General features: G+C 64.3%; 17 protein-coding genes. 12 read left to right on the forward strand and 5 right to left on the reverse strand.

The window, feature by feature from the left end; translation table 11 throughout:
- Positions 1-62: 62 nt before the first annotated feature.
- The 3 genes from I2H36_RS10050 to I2H36_RS10060 all read left to right on the forward strand — a co-directional run bounded on the left by I2H36_RS10050 (position 63) and on the right by I2H36_RS10060 (position 2,645).
- On the forward strand, positions 63-773 hold the full coding sequence (locus tag I2H36_RS10050) for a glutathione S-transferase (RefSeq protein WP_196263960.1): 711 nt from the start codon (positions 63-65) through the stop codon (positions 771-773).
- Positions 774-955: 182 nt separating this feature from the next.
- Positions 956-2,272 carry an adenylate/guanylate cyclase domain-containing protein gene (locus I2H36_RS10055; RefSeq protein ID WP_425523298.1) on the forward strand — a complete coding sequence of 439 codons (1,317 nt, stop codon included), beginning with the start codon at positions 956-958 and terminating at the stop codon, positions 2,270-2,272.
- Between the two features lie 88 nt (positions 2,273-2,360).
- On the forward strand, positions 2,361-2,645 hold the full coding sequence (locus I2H36_RS10060; RefSeq protein WP_196263756.1) for a hypothetical protein: 285 nt from the start codon (positions 2,361-2,363) through the stop codon (positions 2,643-2,645).
- A gap of 5 nt (positions 2,646-2,650) precedes the next feature.
- Here the strand turns inward: I2H36_RS10060 and I2H36_RS10065 are convergent, their stop codons facing one another.
- A complete protein-coding gene (locus tag I2H36_RS10065; protein WP_196263757.1) occupies positions 2,651-3,439 on the reverse strand; it encodes a class II glutamine amidotransferase in 789 nt (262 codons plus the stop codon).
- 172 nt (positions 3,440-3,611) lie between these two features.
- Between I2H36_RS10065 and I2H36_RS10070 the strand changes: the two genes are divergently transcribed.
- Positions 3,612-5,018 carry a sodium:proton antiporter gene (locus I2H36_RS10070; RefSeq protein ID WP_196263758.1) on the forward strand — a complete coding sequence of 469 codons (1,407 nt, stop codon included), beginning with the start codon at positions 3,612-3,614 and terminating at the stop codon, positions 5,016-5,018.
- 62 nt (positions 5,019-5,080) lie between these two features.
- Here I2H36_RS10070 and I2H36_RS10075 read toward each other — a convergent pair whose 3' ends face one another.
- From I2H36_RS10075 to I2H36_RS10090, 4 genes are all read right to left on the reverse strand, one after another.
- Complete coding sequence (locus tag I2H36_RS10075; protein WP_196263961.1) at positions 5,081-6,175, reverse strand: FAD-dependent oxidoreductase; 1,095 nt, start codon at positions 6,173-6,175, stop codon at positions 5,081-5,083.
- A gap of 19 nt (positions 6,176-6,194) precedes the next feature.
- Positions 6,195-7,250: a sn-glycerol-3-phosphate ABC transporter ATP-binding protein UgpC gene (locus I2H36_RS10080; RefSeq protein ID WP_196263759.1), complete on the reverse strand. Its 1,056-nt coding sequence runs from the start codon at positions 7,248-7,250 to the stop codon at positions 6,195-6,197.
- Positions 7,251-7,357: 107 nt separating this feature from the next.
- Positions 7,358-8,809, reverse strand: a complete 1,452-nt coding sequence (locus I2H36_RS10085; RefSeq protein ID WP_196263760.1) for an FAD-binding oxidoreductase — start codon at positions 8,807-8,809, stop codon at positions 7,358-7,360.
- A gap of 70 nt (positions 8,810-8,879) precedes the next feature.
- A complete protein-coding gene (locus I2H36_RS10090; protein WP_196263761.1) occupies positions 8,880-10,490 on the reverse strand; it encodes a phosphoenolpyruvate carboxykinase in 1,611 nt (536 codons plus the stop codon).
- 529 nt (positions 10,491-11,019) lie between these two features.
- On the opposite strand from I2H36_RS10090, the gene I2H36_RS10095 reads away from it, so the two are divergent.
- The 8 genes from I2H36_RS10095 to tsaE all read left to right on the forward strand — a co-directional run bounded on the left by I2H36_RS10095 (position 11,020) and on the right by tsaE (position 20,945).
- Positions 11,020-11,718 carry a response regulator transcription factor gene (locus I2H36_RS10095; RefSeq protein ID WP_190845168.1) on the forward strand — a complete coding sequence of 233 codons (699 nt, stop codon included), beginning with the start codon at positions 11,020-11,022 and terminating at the stop codon, positions 11,716-11,718.
- A 74-nt stretch (positions 11,719-11,792) separates the two neighbouring features.
- Entirely contained in the window at positions 11,793-13,646 is a 1,854-nt protein-coding gene (locus I2H36_RS10100) for a sensor histidine kinase (protein ID WP_196263762.1), read from the forward strand.
- On the forward strand, positions 13,643-14,098 hold the full coding sequence (locus I2H36_RS10105) for a serine/threonine protein kinase (RefSeq protein WP_196263763.1): 456 nt from the start codon (positions 13,643-13,645) through the stop codon (positions 14,096-14,098). Before I2H36_RS10100 ends, I2H36_RS10105 begins: the two co-directional genes overlap by 4 nt.
- An 88-nt stretch (positions 14,099-14,186) precedes the next feature.
- A complete protein-coding gene (locus I2H36_RS10110) occupies positions 14,187-14,588 on the forward strand; it encodes a PTS sugar transporter subunit IIA (RefSeq protein ID WP_183451906.1) in 402 nt (133 codons plus the stop codon).
- 5 nt (positions 14,589-14,593) lie between these two features.
- Positions 14,594-14,914, forward strand: a complete 321-nt coding sequence (locus I2H36_RS10115) for an HPr family phosphocarrier protein (RefSeq protein ID WP_196263764.1) — start codon at positions 14,594-14,596, stop codon at positions 14,912-14,914.
- 106 nt (positions 14,915-15,020) lie between these two features.
- Positions 15,021-16,421, forward strand: a complete 1,401-nt coding sequence (ahcY, locus tag I2H36_RS10120) for an adenosylhomocysteinase (protein ID WP_196263765.1) — start codon at positions 15,021-15,023, stop codon at positions 16,419-16,421.
- A 361-nt stretch (positions 16,422-16,782) separates the two neighbouring features.
- The gene (locus tag I2H36_RS10125; protein ID WP_246718742.1) at positions 16,783-19,350 is read left to right on the forward strand and encodes a sensor histidine kinase; all 2,568 of its coding nucleotides are present in this window, start codon (positions 16,783-16,785) and stop codon (positions 19,348-19,350) included.
- A gap of 8 nt (positions 19,351-19,358) precedes the next feature.
- Positions 19,359-20,945: a tRNA (adenosine(37)-N6)-threonylcarbamoyltransferase complex ATPase subunit type 1 TsaE gene (gene tsaE / locus I2H36_RS10130; RefSeq protein ID WP_196263766.1), complete on the forward strand. Its 1,587-nt coding sequence runs from the start codon at positions 19,359-19,361 to the stop codon at positions 20,943-20,945.
- Position 20,946: the final 1 nt, after the last annotated feature.

The following is a 20,946-nucleotide window of genomic DNA, read 5'->3' on the forward strand; positions in this document are numbered from 1 at the left end:
GGAACTCCTCGCGCAAGCCGGCTTTAATCGCTCATCCTTATGACCGATTCAGGAGCCATATGATGGCCTACGAACTCTACTATTGGCCCACGATCCAGGGGCGCGGCGAGTTCGTGCGACTGGCGCTTGAGGAAGCGGGCGCCGACTACACCGACGTAGCGCGGGAATCCGAGGGCCTTGCCGTTATGATGCGCATGATGGAGCGCGTGGATCATCCGCCCTTCGCGCCGCCTTTCCTGAAGGACGGCGAGACCGTCATCGGCCAGACGGCCGCGATCCTGCTCTATCTCGGCGCCCGCCACGGCCTCGCCCCGAAGGATCCGGCCGGAGGCCTGTGGACGCATCAGATCCAGCTCACGCTCAGTGATGTCGTGGCGGAGGCGCACGACACTCATCACCCGGTGGGTATCAGCCTGTATTACGAGGACCAGAAAGTGGAGGCGCTCCGACGGGCGCAGGAGTTCCGGGATGACCGCATTCCAAAATTCTTGAACTGGTTCGAAACGATCCTCGCCCGCAATCCGGCCGGATCCGCGCATCTCGTCGGCAAATCGCTCACCTATGTCGACCTGTCTCTCTTTCAGGCTGTCGAGGGCTTGTCTTACGCATTCCCCAAAGCCACGAAGCGTGCCTTGAAGAAAGCGCCCCGTGTCGCAGCCCTGCGTATCGCCGTAGCGGAAAGATCACGGATCAAATCTTACCTCGCAAGCCCACGGCGTATTCCCTTCAACGAGGAAGGCATCTTTCGGCGCTATCCTGAACTGGATGGTTAAGGCGGGAGTTCGGGACGGGCCTGGCCAATAACAATTCCGGAGGAGCCTCTTTCCTTCCTCTTCGGCAGGCGCTATATTGTAACATATAAACAACGGGGCCTCATCTTGCCGGGATGTAGGGGACCATCACAGCTTCGCTCTGAAGCCTTCATGCGCCGCAAAGGCCGCCCATGAAGCGGAAGGTGGCTGCCATTCTCGCTGCAGACATCGTGGGCTTCTCCCGGCTCATCGCGGAGGATGAGGACGGAACGCTGCAGCAGCTCGCATCCTATCGCAACGTCTTGGATGACTTTGTCACCCATCATGGTGGGCGCGTCTTCAACACGGCCGGGGACTCGATCATGTGCGAGTTCGACAGCGCCGTGGAGGCCACGCGTACGGCCATCGACATCCAGGATTACATGAGGGCCCAGAACCTTCCCTCTGCGCCGAACAAGCGGGTGAGGTTCCGCATCGGCATCTCGGTGGGCGAGGTGGTCGAGCGCCAGGACGATCTCCTCGGGATGGCCGTCAACATCGCGGCCCGGCTGGAGACTCTGGCTGCGCCGGGAGGCATCTGCCTCTCGCGAGCCGTGCATGAGGCCGTCTCCGGTCATATCGCCGTCCCCTTCGTCGACATCGGCGAGCGGCAGGTTAAGAACATCCCCTTCCCGGTCCATGCTTTTGCGATCCCCGGCCCGGATGCAGCTATCCCGTTGGATCCGCAGCGCTCTTCTCTGCGGACCCCGGCCATGTCCACCCTGGTTTTGGCAAGCGCCTGCCTCATCGTCCTCGTAGGCGCAGGCGGGCTTGTCTCCCAGGACCAGCCTTCAAGGCCGATGGACCTACTGACAGCCGAAGCCGGGATTCTGCGTCCGGTCCAGCAGAGTGCTCAGACGCTCCTGCTGCCCACCAATCCGATTGAGGCCTTCTCAGGGCTTGTGCAAAGAGGAGGACAGATCGACGATCCGCATTCCGCGCCCGGCCTGTATCACAACGCCCTGCTCCTTGAGGCGAAAGGCGAGTCCATCGGGGCACATCGCGCATATTACACTCTGGCCCGGATGGGCCTTGAATTCGTTGATCCGCATCTGCGCTATGCGGCACTGGTGCGGGCCCACGAAGGGCGGTTCATCGCCCGGCAGGTCTATGCCGAGTTGAATGAGGATGTTCCGACCCGCGCGACGGCCCTGGTCCATGCCCTGCAGTTCGACGGCGCGGAGCGCAAGGCGAGGCTCATTGCCTTCATCAAGGAACATCCCGGCTATGCTCCAGCCTATTTCTTCCTGGCCGAGGAGCACTCGGAGGATCGGGCCGAAAGCCTGCAGACCGCGCAGGACAGGCGGATCGAGCACGCAGCTCTGGCAGAGTTCCTGAAAGCTCATGACGAGGGCCGCCTGATACCCTTCTTTCTCAACCAGTCCATCGCGGCCGACTGGGTCGAGCAGGCCCATGAACGCCATGCAAGGCTGGCATTGTCGGGCGAGAGTGTCGCGGCCATCCCCGTTCTTGAGCCATAGCTCCCCATCCGGTCACCAACGATCGATTAAGACCTGGCCTCTAGGATCGCGCTTCCCAACGACCCGTCGATTCTGTGAGGAGCCGGCCATGAGTGATGAAGCAGGCAGTGTTGCCGCCCGCCTCTGGCGCGACCGCGCACAGCTGCGCGAGGAAGAGCGCAACGACGCGCAGGCCCGCCTTCGCATCGCTCAGGAAAAGGTGGCGATCCTCATGGCGGAAAACGAGCGGCTCGAGGCCGAGAACGCGCGCCTGCGGGCCCTTCACGCACCGGATGAAAGCGTTATTCAGGCAGAGACCGACCTGCAGATGGAAGCATTGAGAGGCGCGCTGCAGTCGCTGATTGCCCAGCCCATGAACAGGCTGAACGCCTGAGGCTGTCAGGCCGCCAGCCGGCCCATGGCCTCATTCAGACATTCCACCGCGATGCTGCCCCCTTTGGCCAGAAGGCTGCAGCCCTTGGGCACTTCGCGCCAGCCCTTTGTCTTGTCGTCGATGGGCTCTGACACGACCAGAAGGTTGCCGTTATCTTCGCGGAAATAGAGGGTCGGCGGCTTGGCATCGCAGGCCCAGCGGTAGGCCCAGAGGCTCTCGCCGTCCGTGAAGGCAGCGGTGAAGCGCAGGGCTTCCTCTATCCCAGCCTCGGTCATCAGGCCGCGCACGATTTTGAGCGTCCTGGCCATGGCGGTCACAGGCTCTTCGGCCAGCCCGTTGGCAAGGGCCGTGAGGAAGATCGCCTCCGAATCCGTCGTGCCGAGGCGCCGGTCGTAGAGTTCGTCCGGGATCAGAGATTCGAGGCGCCTCTTGATGCGCCCGTAACCGCCGATCTGGCCGTTATGCATGAACAGGTAGCGGCCATGGGTGAAGGGATGGCAGTTCGCCCGCGTGGTCGAGGTGCCGGTTGAGGCGCGTACATGAGCGAAGAAGAGCTTTGAACGCACCTGCTCGCACAGGCTGCGCAGGTTCTCGTCGGACCAGGCGGGGCGGACCTCCCGGTAGACGCCGGGCTCCGGGCGCTCGCCATACCAGCCGATGCCGAACCCGTCCCCGTTCGTGCCGGTCTTGGCCTCGACCGCGTGCAGCGACTGGTGCACCAGCGAATGGGCCGGGGCGCAGACGAGTTCGTCGAGGAAGATCGGCTCCCCCCGGTAGGCGAGAAAGCGGCACATCGGCTGGCAACCCCCTGGCACAGCAAGGCTTTGTAACGATGTTGTACTATCTTTGACTTATGGTGAATAGCCGGTTAACGGCCACGCCGTTGCAGCCTCAAATCCGTTCCCCTACAAGCTGTTCTCGATCTTTGAAGAACGAGCCGGCCACCGGCCGCTGGGGACCCTCCGCATGTTTCGCCCTCTGAGCTTGGCGCTCGCCGCCGCCCTGACCCTCCTGCCTCAGGTTGCCCTTGCGGCCGAGTTCGACGGCGCGAGCCTCGGGGTCGTCTGGGCCCTGCCCTTCGTGGGCATCTTGTTGTCCATCGCGCTGTTCCCGTTGCTGGCGCCTCATTTCTGGGAGCACCACCAGGGCAAGATCGCAGCCCTCTGGGGCCTGCTGGTGCTGGTTCCCATGGCTGTCGCTTTCGGACCGACGACGGCGATCCATGCGCTCGCCCATACGGCGCTTCTTGAATACATCCCGTTCATTCTGCTGCTGCTCGCCCTGTTCACGGTGGCGGGCGGCATTCTCGTGCGCGGCAACATCCATGGCGCGCCAGGCACCAACACGATCCTGCTCGGCATCGGCACGGTGCTGGCGAGCTTCATCGGCACCACCGGCGCCTCCATGGTGATGATCCGTCCGGTGATGCGCGCGAATGACGACCGGCGGCACAACGTGCACGTGATCGTGTTCTTCATCTTCCTGGTGTCGAATATCGGCGGCTCGCTGACGCCGCTGGGCGACCCGCCGCTCTTCCTCGGCTTCCTGCGCGGCGTCGACTTCTTCTGGACGACCACGCATCTCTTTCCCGAGACGCTCTTCGCCAGCGGTCTCCTGCTCGTCCTGTTCTTCGTGATCGATCTGGTGATCTACCGCCGGGAAGGCCACATACGGCCGGACCCGACGCCGGACAACCCGGTGCGCGTCGTAGGCGGCTTCAACTTCCTGCTGATCCTCATCATCATCGCGGCGATCCTCATGAGCGCCACGGTCGATCTGGGGCGCATGACGGTGCTCGGCACCGAGATCGAACTCGCCAATACGTTGCGCGATCTCATCATGATCGCCGTCACCATCGTTTCGCTGAAAGTCACCTCGGAGGCCAACCGGGCCGAGAACGGCTTCTCCTGGGGGCCGATCAAGGAGGTGGCGAAGCTCTTTGCCGGCATCTTCATCGCCATCATTCCCGTACTCGCCATGCTGCGGGCCGGCGCCAGCGGGGCCTTCGCCCCCCTCGTCGCCCTCGTGACGAACCCAGATGGCAGCGCCAACAACGCCGCCTATTTCTGGCTCTCAGGCGGCCTCTCGTCCTTCCTCGACAATGCGCCAACCTATCTCGTGTTCTTCGAGCTCGCCGGCGGCAACCCGCAGCAGCTGATGACGGCAGGCGCAATGACGCTGGCTGCAATCTCGGCCGGCGCCGTGTTCATGGGCGCTAACTCCTATATTGGCAATGCACCCAACTTCATGGTCTATGCGATCGCCCGCGAGGGCGGCGTGAAGATGCCGAGCTTCTTCGGCTACCTGCTCTGGTCGGGCGCCATTCTGATCCCGACATTCCTGCTGCTGACGCTGCTGTTCTTCAGGGCTTAAAACTCACTACTGTCATTCCGGGGCGGCTCGTGAGAGCTGAGCCGGGAATGACAGCAAAAATCCTAAGCACTCAACCTTTCCGCCACATCCTCGGCGATCGAGAGACACGACGTCAGTCCTGGGCTCTCGATGCCGAAGAGGTGAACGAGACCGTCCAGTCCATGCTCCGCTGGACTGTCGATCGTGAAATCGGCGGCCTTTTCGCCCGGCCCGGTGAGCTTGGGGCGGATGCCTGCATAGTCCGGCACCAATGCGCTGTTGGGCAAACCTGGCCAGTAGCGCCGAATGGAGGCGTAGAAGCTCTCAGCTCGGCGCGGATCGACTTCGTATTCCTCACGCTCGATCCATTCCACATCAGGCCCAAATCGCATGCGGCCGGCAAGATCCAGCGTCACATGGGTTCCGAGACCGCCGTCGACAGGGGCCGGATAGACCAGCCGCGAGAAGGCGGGCTTGCCGAGGCAGCCGAAATAATTGCCTTTGGCCAGCACGAGCGGCGGCACGCGCTCGGCCGGGTAGCCCTCCGTCACACGAGCAAGTGCCTGAGCCCCGAGGCCGGTTGCGTTGACCACGGCATCCACCGCAATCTCCGTTGCGTCAGCGCCACTCACCTGCACGTTCCAACCCTTGCCGCTGCGGGTGATGCGCTCAACCGGCGCATGGAAGGCAATGACGCCGCCGGCATCCTCCAGATCGCCCTGAAGCGCGAGCATCAGCGCGTGGCTGTCGATGATACCGGTCTCTCCCGAGAGCACCGCGCCGGTGCAGGAGAGGTTCGGCTCAAGCTGCCGCGCCTCTTCGCCGGTCAGGAAGGACAAGCCCTCGACGCCGTTCGCCAGCCCCTGCTCGTAGATGCCCTCGATCTTGGCCAGTTCGAGATCGTTGGTGGCCACGATAAGTTTGCCGCATTTCGCATGCGGCACGCCATGGCTTTCGCAGAAGGCATAGATCCTGCGCCGCCCTTCGACGCAGTGGCGGGCGCGCAGCGAGCCGGACGGATAATACATCCCCGCATGGATCACCTCGCTGTTGCGCGAGGACACGCCATTGCCAATGCCCCCCGTAGCTTCCACCACGATCACGCTGTGGCCGCGCAGGGCGAGGGCCCGAGCGGCAGCGAGGCCCACCACACCGGCGCCGATGACCAGAACGTCTATGATCGCCTCCTGCCGTGAATCAGAGGCGCTGGCCCGTCCGTTCGTCGAAGAGATGCACGAGCTTCGGATCAGGCGTGATGCGGATCTGCTGGCCGGGCTGGGCGTCGACTCGCTCGCGGAACACGCCCACCACATCGGTACCGGCGAGCCTGGCAAACACTTGAGTCTCCGATCCGGTCGGCTCGACGACGGCGACCTCCGCAGGCAGGCCATTGACTTCATCGAGGATGAAATGCTCCGGCCGGATGCCGTAGACGACAGCCTGCCCGTCGGAAGCCGCAGGTGGAACGGTGACCGGCAGGGCGGTGCCGTCCTGGGCGACGAAGCGGCCTCCCTGCAGGTGACCCTTGAGGAAGTTCATGGCGGGCGAGCCGATGAAACCTGCCACGAACAGGTTGGCCGGGCGGTCGTAGAGCTCAAGCGGCGCGCCGATCTGCTCGACAATGCCATCGTGCATCACCACGATCTTGTCGGCCATGGTCATGGCCTCGATCTGATCGTGGGTCACGTAGATCGTGGTGGTCTTGAGGCGCTGGTGCAGGGCCTTGATCTCCGTGCGCATGGCCACCCGCAGCTTGGCATCGAGGTTGGACAGAGGCTCGTCGAAGAGGAAGACCTGCGGATCGCGCACGATGGCGCGGCCCATGGCGACGCGCTGGCGCTGGCCGCCTGAGAGCTGGCGCGGATAACGGTCGAGAAGCTTGGTCAGCCCGAGGATATCGGCCGCGCGGTCGACCCGCTTCTTGATTTCGGCCTTCGACGCCCGTTTGAGCTTGAGGGAGAAGCCCATGTTGTCCGCGACCGTCATATGCGGATAGAGCGCGTAATTCTGGAACACCATGGCGATGTCGCGCTCTTTCGGCGGCACGTCATTGACCACCCGAGGTCCGATGCGCAGCTCGCCGCTGGAGATGTTCTCCAGCCCGGCGATCATGCGCAACAACGTGGACTTGCCGCAGCCGGACGGCCCGACGAGGGTGACGAACTCCCCGTCCTTGATATCGAAGGACACGCCCTGGATGACCGATACGGCCCCGAAGCTTTTCTGGATGTTGTGAATCTCGACTGAGGCCACGGGGCTTCCTTCCCTATCGTCGTTGGCCGGCACGCTTAAGCCCGGCTATGTCATCGTAGGCATGGGCATCAGCAGGTCAAGGCTGACACGCCGCTCATCCCAGGGAGCTATGAGTCGACAGGCAGAGCGGACGGCAGATCCGCCTCCAAGGCCAAGACCTTCCCAGGATTCAGGATGTTTTGGGGGTCGAGCGTTCTTTTCAGGGTCCGCATCAGGGCAAGGGCCACCGGGTCCTTGTAGAGCAAGAGCTCGTCGCGCTTGATGAGGCCCACCCCATGCTCGGCAGAGATCGAGCCGTTCATGCCATGCACGATGTCGTGGACGATGCGGTTGAATCGCTCCCACTGGGCGAGGAACGCGGCCTTCTCCATGGCGACGGGCTGGCTCAGGTTGAAGTGGATGTTGCCATCGCCGAAATGCCCGAAGGCGCAGACCCGCACGCCGGGCAGCGCCTCCTCGCAGGCTCGGGTGGCCGTGACGATGAAGTCCGCCACCCTCGACACGGGCACGGCAACATCGTGCTTGATCGATCCGCCCTCAAGCCTCTGCACATTGGACAGACTCTCGCGCAGATGCCAGAGCGCGTCGCCCTGGGCCTCGCTCGCGGCGATGACGGCATCCTCGATAGTGCCGATCTCCAGGGCCTCACCCAGAACAGCCTCGGCACGCTCGCGCAGGTCGATCGCGGGATCCGGTGATGACAGCTCGATCAGGGCATAGGCCTCGTGCTCGCCTGACAGCGGAGGAACGGCCCCGGCCGCATGTTTGAGGACGATCTCCAGCGCAAAGCGCGGCATGAACTCGAAAGCCGTGAGCTGATCGCCCGTGCGCCGGCGCAGGCGGTCGAAGAGGTCGAGCGCCGCATGGGGCGATGCGCAGCCAACGAGCGCCACCGTCCGGCTCTTCGGCCCCGGAAACAGCTTCAGCACTGCCGCCGTGACGATGCCGAGCGTTCCCTCCGACCCGACGAAGAGATTCTTCAGGTCGTAGCCCATGTTGTCCTTGCGCAGGCCTTTGAGCCCGTTCCAGATGCGCCCGTCGGCCAGCACGACCTCGAGCCCGAGCACGAGATCACGGGTGTTGCCGTAGCGCAGTACGTTCACGCCGCCCGCATTGGTGGCGATGTTGCCGCCGATCCGGCAAGAGCCTTCGGAGGCAAGCGACAGGGGAAACAGGCAATCCGCCCGCTCGGCCTCGTCCTGCACTGCCCTGAGGATGCAGCCGGCCTCGACCGTGATGGTGGCGTTGAACGGGTCGACCTCGCGGATGCGGTCGAGGCGCGCAAGCGACAGAACAATGCCATTGTGCGGCACGCCCCCGCCGACCAGCCCCGTATTGCCGCCTTGAGGCACGATGGCGATGCCCGCCTTCGCACATTCGCGCACAACGAGGGCTACCTCCTTCGTGCTGCCGGGACGGACGACCGCCAGGGCGGTGCCGCGATAGAGCGTCCGCTCCTCGACGAGATAGCTCTCCATGGAAGCGGCATCGCGGATGACATGCTGGCCGCCCAGGCGCGTGGACAGGATGTCCAGAAATTCGGATCGGGTTTCGGTCATCGGGTGCACCACATGAAAAAGGCGGCCGCTGGCCGCCTTCTACACGATTTCAGGGAAGAGATAACTTCTCTCAGGCCGCAATCGAGGTCTGCGGCCCTGCGGAGCGCACATCGGAATCCACGTGCCCCTCGAAGCGCTTGAAGTTCTCGTTGAACATGTCGATCAGGCGCTTGGCCGTTTCGGCGAACTCCGCCTTGTTCTGCCAGGTCTTGACCGGGTACAGGATGTGCGGCTCGACGCCTGGCACGGAGGTCGGAACGGCGAAGCCGAAATACGGGTCGCGGCGGAAATCGGCGCGGGAGAGCGAACCATCCAAAGCTGCGGTGAGCAGGCGGCGGGTGACGCGGATCGGCATGCGCCGGCCCACCCCGTACTTGCCGCCGGTCCAGCCCGTATTGACGAGCCAGCAATCCACATGGTGCTTGGCGATCAGATCGCGCAGCAGATTGCCGTAGACGGACGGGTGGCGCGGCATGAACGGCGCGCCGAAGCAGGTGGAGAAGGTGGCCTCCGGATCCTTCACGCCCTTCTCCGTGCCGGCCACTTTCGCCGTGTAGCCCGAGAGGAAGTGATACATGGCCTCGGCCGGCGTGAGCTTGGCGATCGGGGGCAGCACGCCGAACGCATCGCAGGTGAGCATCACGATGTTCTTCGGAATGCCCGCGCGGCCGGTCGCGCTCGCGTTCGGGATGAAGTCGAGCGGATAGGCGCAGCGCGTGTTCTCCGTGCGCGACGCATCGTCGAAGTCGGGGATCCGCGTCGTTGGGTCGACGATCACGTTCTCCAGCACCGTGCCGAAGCGCTCGGTGGTCGCGAAGATCTCGGGCTCAGCCTCGCGGGAGAGGCGGATGGTCTTGGCGTAGCAGCCGCCCTCGAAGTTGAACACGCCGTTCGGGGCCCAGCCGTGCTCGTCATCGCCGAGCAGGATGCGGTTCGGATCGTTGGATAGCGTGGTCTTGCCGGTGCCGGAGAGCCCGAAGAACACCGCCACATCACCTTCCTTGCCCACATTGGCGGAGCAGTGCATGGGCATGACGTTCTGCGAGGGCAGCACGTAGTTGAGATAGGTGAAGACCGACTTCTTCATCTCGCCCGCATAGGACGTGCCGCCGATGAGCACGATCTTGCGCTTGAAGTCGCAGGCGATCACCGTCTCCGTGCGGCAGCCGTGACGGGCCGGATCGGCCTTGAAGGACGGCAGGTCGATGATGGTGAGGCCCGGCACGTAATCGGCGAGCTCGCCCTGCTCGGGACGGATCAGGAGATTGCGGATGAAGAGCGAGTGCCAGGCGAATTCCGTGAAAACCCGCGCCTTGACCCGGTAGCTTGGGTCGGCGCCGCCGTAGAGGTCCTGCGCGAACAGCTCCTTGCCCTCGGCATGAGCGAGGAAATCGGCGAGCAGGGTGTCGAAATGGCCCGGGGTGATGGAGCCGTTGTTGTCCCACCAGACGGTGCTTTCCGTGGCGTCGTCGCGCACCACGAACTTATCCTTGGGCGACCGGCCCGTATGGACGCCGGTTTCGGCCAGGAGCGCGCCGCCCTTCACGAGCTTGGTCTCAGCCCGGGTCAGGGACTGCTCGTAGAGTGCGGGCGCCTCGAGATTCCAGTAGACCCGTTTGAGATTGCGGAGGCCAAAGACCTCAGCGCCCTGCGCGCTGTTGAAGACGCCGATATTTTCCACGGAAGATGTCTCCTGATTGCCAGTCGCCGCGCAGCCGGATGTGCCGCCGTCCGATGGCCGTCACATGGGATGGCTCAAACAATGCGGCGAAAACTTTGCCGCCTCGCTTGAACATAGAACCTTCTTTAGGTCAGCTGACGAGACCGTCAACTCAAGCCGTTTCATCGCATTCTATTTTTGCCAGAACCAGACGCCTGACAGCCCCATTTTCAAGGATTCTCGAGCTTTTAGGGAGTTCTTTCGTATGATTGACAGACTGCCCAAGCGGAAACGTGGGCTTTCCCAAGCCTCAAGGCAGCGCTCCGCACTGAGGCACCGGGTAAAACTGTGCGATCTGTAATGTGCCGTTCATCCACGGTTGAAGCGGCGATCCTTAGACCCCACTATGAAGACTGCCCCTGGTCCACACCCAGGGGAAAACCATATTTATGCCACGAGAAAGGCGCAGTTGGGGACGTTTTAGGGCCTTCTGCGTTGTCATACGAGGCAAAAAGCGGACATTCGTCCGTGCCAAGCTAAGGAAGAGTTCATGCCAACGATCGCCCTTGTCGATGACGATCGCAACATCCTGACCTCTGTTTCCATCGCCCTCGAGGCGGAGGGCTACCGCATCCAGACCTATACCGATGGGGCGTCCGCCCTGGACGGGCTCAAGCACGCGCCGCCGGATCTGGCCATCTTCGACATCAAGATGCCGCGCATGGACGGCATGGAGCTGCTGCGCCGCCTGCGGCAGAAATCCGACCTTCCCGTGATCTTCCTGACCTCGAAGGATGAAGAGATCGACGAGTTGTTCGGCCTCAAGATGGGCGCCGACGACTTCATCCGCAAACCCTTCTCCCAGCGTCTGCTGGTCGAGCGCGTGAAGGCGGTGCTGCGCCGCTTCGCTCCCAAGGACCAGAGCGCCCCCAAGGAAGCCGATCCGAAGGCCCTGGAGCGCGGGCAACTCAAGATGGATCCGGAGCGCCACGCCTGCACCTGGAAGAACGAGCCGGTCACCCTGACCGTGACCGAGTTCCTGATCCTGCAGGCGCTCGCCACGCGTCCCGGGGTGGTGAAAAGCCGCAATGCGCTCATGGATGCGGCCTATGACGATCAGGTCTATGTGGACGACAGGACCATCGACAGCCACATCAAGCGCCTGCGCAAGAAGTTCAAGTCGGTTGACCAGAGTTTCGAAATGATCGAGACCCTCTACGGCGTGGGCTACCGCTTCAAGGAAGCCTGACGCTGAAAGCGCGAGCAACCTGGAAAGACGGCATGATCCGGTTCATCCCATCGGGTTGTGCCTAAACGAGTGGCATGAAGGCTGACCCCATCCACGTCGAGGCGGGTTTCGACGATCCGCCTGCTCCACAGAGCACCCTAGAACGGCTGAAGCAGTTCGGCCGCATGCTCGTGCAGCGTGCCTCGTCCAGCCTGACGCGCCGGATCGTGGTGCTCAACTTGGCCGGGCTCGTGGCCCTTCTCGTTGGCTTCCTCTATCTCAATCAGTTCCGTGAGGGTCTCATCGAGGCCCGGGTGCAGAGCCTGCTCACCCAGGGTGAGATCATCGCCGGCGCCATTGCCGGCTCCGCCACGGTGGAGACCAACACCATCACCATTGATCCGGACCAACTGCTGCAGATGCAGGCCGGAGAAACGGAGCGCTTCAACGACGAATCGCTCTCGTCCCTCGAATTCTCCATCAACCCGGAACGCGTCGCGCCTCTCCTGAGGCGCTTGGTGACGCCAACCAAGACCCGCGCCCGCATCTTCGACCGCGAGGGCATGCTCCTGCTCGATTCCCGGTCGTTCTACTCCCGCGGCGACATCCTGCGCATGGACCTTCCTCCGGTGGCCACCGTGGAGGACACGATGACCGTCATGGAGCGCACCTGGAACAGCATCCGCAAGATGTTCCGGCGCACCAAACGGCCGGTGCAGGAAGAAGCTGGACCGGTGAACGGCAAGTCCTTGGCCGAAGTGCAGCAGGCCTATGCAGGCCAGCAGGCGAGCGAGGTGCGCGTCAACGCTCGCGGCGAAACCATCGTGTCGGTAGCCGTGCCGATCCAGCGCTTCCGCACCGTGCAAGGCGCTCTCCTGCTCTCGACCCAGGAAGGCGACATCGACGCCATCATCGCGTCCGAACGCTTCGCCCTGCTCCAGGTCTTCCTGGTGGCCGCAATCGTGATGATCGTGCTGTCGCTGTTCCTCGCCGGCGCGATCGCCGGCCCGGTCCGGCGCCTGGCGGAGGCCGCGGAACGGGTGCGGTGGGGCACGAAATCACGTCAGGAGATCCCCGACTTTACCGCCCGCGCCGACGAGATCGGCCACCTGTCCGGTGCCCTGCGCGACATGACCAAGGCCCTCTACAACCGCATCGATGCCATCGAGAGCTTCGCGGCGGACGTGGCGCATGAGCTGAAAAATCCCCTGACCTCCCTGCGCAGCGCAGTGGAGACTCTGCCGCTTGCCCGCAGCGACGATTCCCGCGAACGGCTTTTGTCGATCATCCAGCATGACGTGAAGCGCCTCGACCGGCTGATCAGCGACATCTCGGATGCTTCACGCCTCGATGCGGAACTCGCCCGCGCCGATGCGGAGCCCGTGGACATGACGCGCCTGCTCGAGGCTGTGGTGTCGGTTTCCAATGAGCGCCGCCAGGAGCACGATGCGCTCATCACGCTGAATATCGAGAACGCGGCCAAAAATCGCGATGCCTTCCTGGTGCTCGGCCACGACAGCCGCCTCGGCCAAGTGTTCAACAACCTGCTCGACAATGCCCGCTCCTTCTCCCCACCCGACGAGACCGTCAGGGTCTCCATGCGCCGGCGCCGGAACGATGTGGAGATCCTGGTGGAGGACGGCGGGCCCGGCATTGAGCCCGATGCGCTCGACCGCATCTTCGAGCGTTTCTACACCGACCGGCCCGAGCAGGGCTTCGGCCAGAACTCGGGACTTGGCTTGTCCATCTCCCGCCAGATCATAGAAGCGCACCGGGGCACGATCCGGGCCGAGAACCGGCTTGGGCCGCCCGATGAGAGCGGAGAGCCCCGGCGTCTCGGCGCCCGCTTCGTCATCCGCCTTCCCGTGGAGGGCGGCAGGGCCAGGAGGGACCAGGGAAAGAAGGACAAGGATCGCGACAGACGCGCGGCAGAGAAGGCCGGACCGTGAGCGATCCTCAGATCATCCATGCGGGCTGCGTGCTCATCGGGGAAGCCGGCCTCCTGATCCGGGGCGCGTCGGGCTCCGGCAAGTCGACGCTGGCCCGCGAAGTGGTGTCCCGGGCTCTCCAGACGGGCCGTTTCGGGCGCCTCGTCAGCGATGACCGGACCAGGATCGAAGCGCGGCATGGCCGGCTCGTCGCCGAGCCGGTCGAGCCGCTCAACGGGTGCATCGAGGTGTTCGGCCTCGGGATCGTCCGGCAGTCCCATGAGCCTGCGGCCGTCATTCGCCTCGTGATCGACCTCTGCGAAAGCCTGGCCCGCTACCCGGGCGAGCAGGACGGGCAGGTCACCCTCTGCGGCGTCATGGTCCCTCGCATTCGGATGCAGGCCGGAGCAGTCTCGGTGGACATTGCTGTGGCCTGCCTGAGTGGTGTTTGCGACACGGTCGTGACACTGTGATGAACTTTTGCTCTCATTGCTCTTGCGCTTGGCTTCGCGGTGCACAAAATAGCGGCTCCGCTCTCGGAGCGTTCGGACCTGTAACATTATGATTGGAATGGTGCTCGTCACCCACGGGCAGCTCGCGACCGAATTCAAGGCGGCGCTTGAGCATGTGGTGGGGCCTCAAGAGCAGCTTGAAACGATCACGATCGGCCCTGATGACGATATGGAGACACGGCGCAAGGACATCATGGATGCCGTGTGCCGAGTCAATTCGGGCCAGGGGGTTGTGGTTTTGACGGACATGTTCGGAGGCACCCCCTCCAATCTGGCCCTGTCCTGCATGAATGGCGGCTCCGTCGAGGTGGTGGCCGGCATCAACCTGCCCATGCTCATCAAGCTTGCCAGCGTGCGCGACGAGGAACCCCTGACCGACGCGGTATCCCATGCCCAGGAAGCGGGGCGCAAATATATCAACATCGCCTCGCGCGTCCTCTCGGGAAAGTAACCAGCATGGACCGGCTCAGCGATGAGGATTGCCCCCCTGCTCTTGTGCCTGACGGGGCCGAGGTCCGTGAACTGCCCATCATCAACCGCCGCGGCCTGCACGCCCGCGCTTCGGCCAAATTCGTCCAGACCGTCGAGCGCTTCGACGCCGACGTGACCGTCACCCGCTGCGGCGAGACCGTGGGCGGACGCTCCATCATGGGCCTGCTCACCCTCGCGGCCGCCCAGGGCACCACGATCACGGTCATGGCGAAGGGAGCGGATGCGCCGGCCTGCCTGCAGGCTATCGACGACCTCCTCGCCAACAGGTTCGGCGAAGACGAGTGAACTCAGAAAACATATAAAGACATCTTTATATCTTGATTGCCTCTGCCGCGGCTCTCTGGTAGAGACGGCGCCAATTCACCCGGAACTGCGCAGAAGAGAGGCCGTCATGGCACAGGATTACATCGTCAAAGACATCGGCTTGGCTGAGTTCGGCCGCAAGGAGATCTCGATCGCCGAGACCGAGATGCCGGGCCTCATGGCTGTCCGCGAGGAATACGGCCCGAAGCAGCCCCTCAAGGGCGCGCGCATCGCCGGTTCGCTTCACATGACCATCCAGACTGCGGTGCTGATCGAGACCCTGAAGGCTCTCGGCGCCGACATCCGCTGGGTCTCCTGCAACATCTATTCCACCCAGGACCACGCCGCCGCCGCCATCGCGGCCGCCGGCATCCCGGTCTTCGCCTATAAGGGCGAGACGCTGGAGGAGTACTGGGACTACACCGCCAAGCTGTTCGACTGGCACGGCGGCGGCGTTCCCAACATGATCCTGGACGACGGCGGCGACGCCACCATGCTCGTTCATCTCGGCCTGCGCGCCGAGCAGGGCGACGTGGCCTTCCTCGACAAGCCCGGGGCTGAAGAGGAAGAAGTCCTGTTCACGCTCATCAGGCGTCTCCTCAAGGAGAAGCCGAAGGGCTGGTTTGCCGAAGTCGCAGGCTCGATCAAGGGCGTGTCGGAAGAGACCACCACGGGCGTTCACCGCCTCTACATCATGGCCAAGGAGGGCAAGCTCCTCTTCCCGGCGATCAACGTCAACGACTCGGTCACCAAGTCGAAGTTCGACAACCTCTATGGCTGCCGCGAGTCGCTGGTCGACGGCATCCGCCGCGGCACGGACGTGATGATGGCCGGCAAGGTCGCCATGGTGGCGGGCTTCGGCGACGTGGGCAAGGGCTCGGCTGCCTCGTTGCGCCAAGCCGGCTGCCGCGTGCTGGTGTCGGAGGTCGACCCGATCTGCGCCCTTCAGGCTGCCATGGAAGGCTACGAGGTCACGACCATGGAGGACGCGGCTCCGCGCGCCGACATCTTCGTCACCGCCACCGGCAACAAGGATGTGATCACCCTCGACCACATGCGGGCCATGAAGGACCGGGCGATCGTCTGCAACATCGGCCACTTCGACAACGAGATCCAAGTTGCCGGCCTCAAGAACCTCAAGTGGAACAACATCAAGCCGCAGGTGGACGAGATCACCTTCGCGGACGGCCACCGCATCATCCTGCTGTCGGAAGGCCGCCTCGTGAACCTCGGCAACGCCATGGGTCACCCGTCCTTCGTCATGTCGGCCTCGTTCACCAACCAGACGCTCGCCCAGATCGAGCTCTGGAACAATGCCGGCAAGTACGAGAAGAAGGTCTACACCCTGCCGAAGCACCTGGACGAGAAGGTGGCCTCGCTGCACCTTGAAAAGATCGGTGTGAAGCTCACCAAGCTGCGCCCCGACCAGGCCTCCTATATTGGCGTGTCCGAGACAGGCCCGTTCAAGCCGGATCACTACCGCTACTGATCGGCCTGACCCTCATGAAGATCGAAAGCCCGGCTCTGCCGGGCTTTTTTCTTGGCCCGACTTTCGCCGAATCGACAACCTGTCGCACCGGCATGTGTGTGACCGGATTGCAATATGGTTCGACGAATTGCGCACAGGTTCTCCAAAGGAAGTTTAAGCCGGTGTTAACCCTCTTCCTGGCGGAGTCAGGGGTGGTCTAGAGTGAACACGAATCGACCGGCTGTGCTTCGGCATCGAACCTGCGCCGGCAGTTCCGTTCATGCGTAGACGGTTGACCTCTGCGGCGTCGAAAGGCGCGGCCGGGGATTGATCCAACTTGGCCTGATAGTCGGGCCGCCAACACGGGAAGGGCAGCAACGGCATGGCCGGGCTCGGGGAACGACACGAAAGCAGCGGAGACGGGAGAAACCTTCTCGTCGGACCCGCGCGGACGTCCCTGTCCTTGATCCTGCTCGCCGGGACCTCCCATGCTGCCTTGGCCGACGACCTGCTGGCGCCCCTGACCGAGAAGGCCACCGACCTTCTCGGCTTCCTGCACAGCTTCGATCTGCACAACGCGGTCTATTTCGGCCTCTTCATGGGCCTTGTGGCTTTCTCCACCACGACCTCACTGCTGCTGATGCGCGAGCAGAAGCGCGTGGTGCGGATCGAGCGCTCCTTGAGAAACGAGATTGCGGCCCTGCGCGGCGCCGACGACCTCGCGGCTCTCCTCATGGGCTCGGAGCGTCAGCTGCTGATCAGCTGGCACGGCCGCGACGGGGAGCCGCGATTCCAGGGCGATCCGTCCATCATCGGCGAGAATGCGCCGGCCCAGCGGGCTCTGGCCTTCGGCACCTGGCTCAGCCCGGCCGATGCGGCCGCCGTGGAAAGCGCTCTCGATCAGCTCAAGCTCCGGGGTCAGGCCTTCCGCCTCACGGCGCGCTGCGCCGGAACCCGGTTTATCGACGTGGAAGGCCGCACCATCGGCGGCCGGGCGATCCTACGCCTGCGCGACGTGACGGGCGACCGGGCCGAACTCCTGAAAATCCAGGGACAGCTGGCGACCGCGCGCAGCGACCTGCGTTCCATGACGATGTTGCTCGACGACGTCGCCTATCCTCTCTGGATCCGCGATGCGGACGATAAGCTGCTCTGGGCGAACCAAGCCTATCTGCGCTCCGTCGAGGCCAAGGATCTCGACGATGCCATCGGCCGCTCCCTCGAACTCCTCGGCGCGCCGACCCGCGAGGAGGCGCGCCGTCAGCGCCTCTCCGGCGCTACCTATTCCGGCCGCGTGACGGCCGTCGTTGCCGGACATCGGGCCGTGCTCGACGTGATCGAACGCCCCACCGCCGGCGGCAGCGCGGGCATTGCGGTCGACGTGTCGGAGCTGGAAGCCGTTCGCACCGATCTGCAGCGCCAGATGGACGCCCATGTGCGCACCCTCGATCAGCTGCCCACGGCGGTGGCGATCTTCGACGGCGCGCAGAACCTCATCTTCAGCAATTCCGCCTATCAGCGCCTCTGGGGACTCGACGCCGCCTTCCTTGCCCTGCGTCCTTCGGACAGCGAAGTCCTCGACCGCCTGCGCGCCGCGCGAAAGCTCCCCGAGCAGGCGGATTTTCGCGCCTGGAAGACCGATTTCCTGCAAGGCTACCGCTCCGTCGAGCAGCAGGAGACCTGGTGGCATCTGCCCGACCGGCGGACGCTGCGCGTGGTCGTCAATCCCAATCCGCAAGGCGGCGTGACCTATCTCTTCGACGATGTGAGCGAGCGCTTCGAGCTGGCCTCGCAGGTGCATTCGCTCACCCGCGTGCAGAGCGAGACCCTCGACACCCTGAAGGAAGGCGTTGCGGTGTTCGGCTCGGACGGACGCCTCAAGCTGCACAACCGCGCCTTCGCGGACATGTGGGGTCTCGCGGCCGAGATGACGGCCGCGAACCCGCATATCGACACGGTGATCAAGGCGTGCCGTCCGCTGGCAACCCGCGACGAGCCCTGGATCGACATTCGTGGCGCGGTGGCGGGTTTGGCCGACATGCGAATGGGTCTTTCCTGCCGCATCGAGCGGCATGACGGTTCGGCGCTCGACTGCACCGCGCAGCCCCTGCCGGACGGCGCGACTCTTCTGAGCTTCACCGACGTGACCGCGAGCGTGAACGTGGAGCGCGCGCTCACCGAGCGCAACGACGCTCTGCAACGCGCCTCGCGGCTTCGCGACGAATTCGTGCATCACGTGTCCTACGAGCTGCGCTCGCCGCTGACCAACATCATCGGCTTCACGCAGCTTCTCGGCGACGAGACGGTGGGCGCGCTCAATCCGCGCCAGCGCGATTATGCCGATCACATCATGCGCTCCTCGGCGGCGCTGCTGGCGATCCTCAACGACATTCTCGATCTCGCCTCCATCGACACGGGCTCGCTCGAGCTAACTCCTGAGATCGTCGACATCCGCTCCACCATCGAGGCCGCCATGCGCGGGCTGGAGGACCGGCTTGCCGAATCCTCACTCAACCTCGTCATCGACACGCCGGACGACATCGGCACGTTTGTCGCCGACGGCAAGCGCGTTCGCCAGATCCTGTTCAACCTGCTGTCCAATGCGGTCGGCTTCTCCTCCCCCGGCCAGACGATCCGCGTCTCGGCCCGCAAGCGCGGCGGCGAAGTGATCTTCGAGGTGAAGGACCAGGGCCGCGGTATTCCGCCGGAGGTCAAGGCCCGGGTCTTCGAGCGGTTCGAGAGTCACACATTGGGCACCCGCCACCGCGGCGTGGGCCTGGGGCTGTCCATCGTGCGCTCTTTCGTGGAGCTTCATGGCGGACGCATCGAGATCTCGTCCGCGCCGGGCATGGGCACCACCGTCACCTGCATCTTCCCGAACGAGCGGCACGAGACCCCGTCCGATGGCCGATCCGCGCAATCTGCGCTAACTCCCATCGCAGCCGAGTAGGAACAGCGATGGTGAATGGACCCGCCCTCATGCCCGAGCAGGATCTTTTGCAGGCCGCATGGATCGTGACGCTTCCCGACCACGAGGCGACGGAGGGCTTCGCCCGCATCCTGGCCGAGGAGCTCAAACCCGGCGACCTCGTCACCCTCTCGGGCGGTCTCGGCGCCGGCAAGACGACGCTCGCCCGCGCCCTCGTGCGCATTCTTGCGGGCGATCCGGAGCTCGAGGTCCCGAGCCCCACCTTCACCCTGATGCAGGTCTATGACGGCCCGCGCAGCCCCATCGTCCACGCGGATTTCTACCGCCTGTCCGGCGGCTACGAACTGGTGGAGCTGGGCTGGGACGAGACGACGGAGAACGCCGTCTCCCTCGTCGAGTGGCCGGAGCGCGCCGAGGATGCGCTGAAGCCCGAGCATCTCGACATCCGCCTCGATTTTGCTCCCGGCGGTCAGGGCAAGGGCCGGCTCGTCATGCTCACCGGCACCGGCGCCTTCGCGTCGCGCCTTCAGCGCATGAAGGCCTATCGCAATCTCGTGGAGCGCTGCGGCTGGGGCGATGCCAGGCGCCAGCCCATGACGGCTGACGCCTCCGTGATCCGTTCCTACGAGCGCCTCGTGAAGCCCGACGGCTCGACCGCGCTCCTGATGGTCTCGCCGCCGCGCCCGGTCGGGCCTGCCGTGCGGCGCGGCAAGCCGTACACGACGATCGCGAAGCTCGCCGAGACGGTTCATGCGTTCGTCGCCATGGACAAGGGCCTGCGGGCCTTAGGATTCAGCGCGCCTTACATCTATGGCGAGGATCTGGAGGCGGGCCTTCTCCTCATCGAGGATCTCGGCGCCGAGCCCGTGACCGACGAGAACGGCCCGATCCCTGAGCGCTACGGTGAGGCCACGCGGCTTCTCGCGCAGCTCCACGGCCAGACCCTGCCACAGGTGCTGCCTGTCGCCGAGGGCGTCGACCACGCGATTCCCGCCTACGATCTCGAAGCGCTTCTCATCGAGGTGGAGCTGCTGCTCGACTGGTATGTGCCGCACATCATCGGCACGCAGCTCTCGGGCTCGGTGCGGGCGGAGTTCGTCAATCTCTGGACCGAAACCCTGGGCGAGGTTCTCTCCGCGCCTGTCACCTGGACCCTGCGCGACTACCACTCGCCCAACCTGATCTGGCTGCCGAAACGCGAAGGCCTCCAGCGCGTCGGCATGATCGACTTCCAGGACGCGGTGCTGGGCTCGCCCGCCTATGACGTCGCCTCGCTCCTGCAGGATGCGCGCGTAACCGTGCCGCCGGATCTCGAACTCAAGCTCATCGGCCTCTATGCCCGCGACCGGAAGACCGCAGATTCAAGCTTCGACGTGTCGGCCTTCGCCCGTGCCTACGCCATCATGGCGGGCCAGCGCGCCACCAAGATCCTCGGCATCTTCGCTCGCCTCGACCGCCGGGACGGCAAGCCGCATTACCTGAAGCACCTGCCGCGGATCGAATCCTACCTCATTCGCAACCTCGCCCATCCGGCTCTGGGGAAGCTCAAAGGCTGGTATGAGACCCACCTGCCGCGGCTCATCCCGCCCGTGGATGAACCCCCTCCCGAATCCTGAG

Source organism: Microvirga terrestris (assembly GCF_015694425.1).
In the GTDB taxonomy this organism is placed as follows: domain Bacteria; phylum Pseudomonadota; class Alphaproteobacteria; order Rhizobiales; family Beijerinckiaceae; genus Microvirga; species Microvirga terrestris.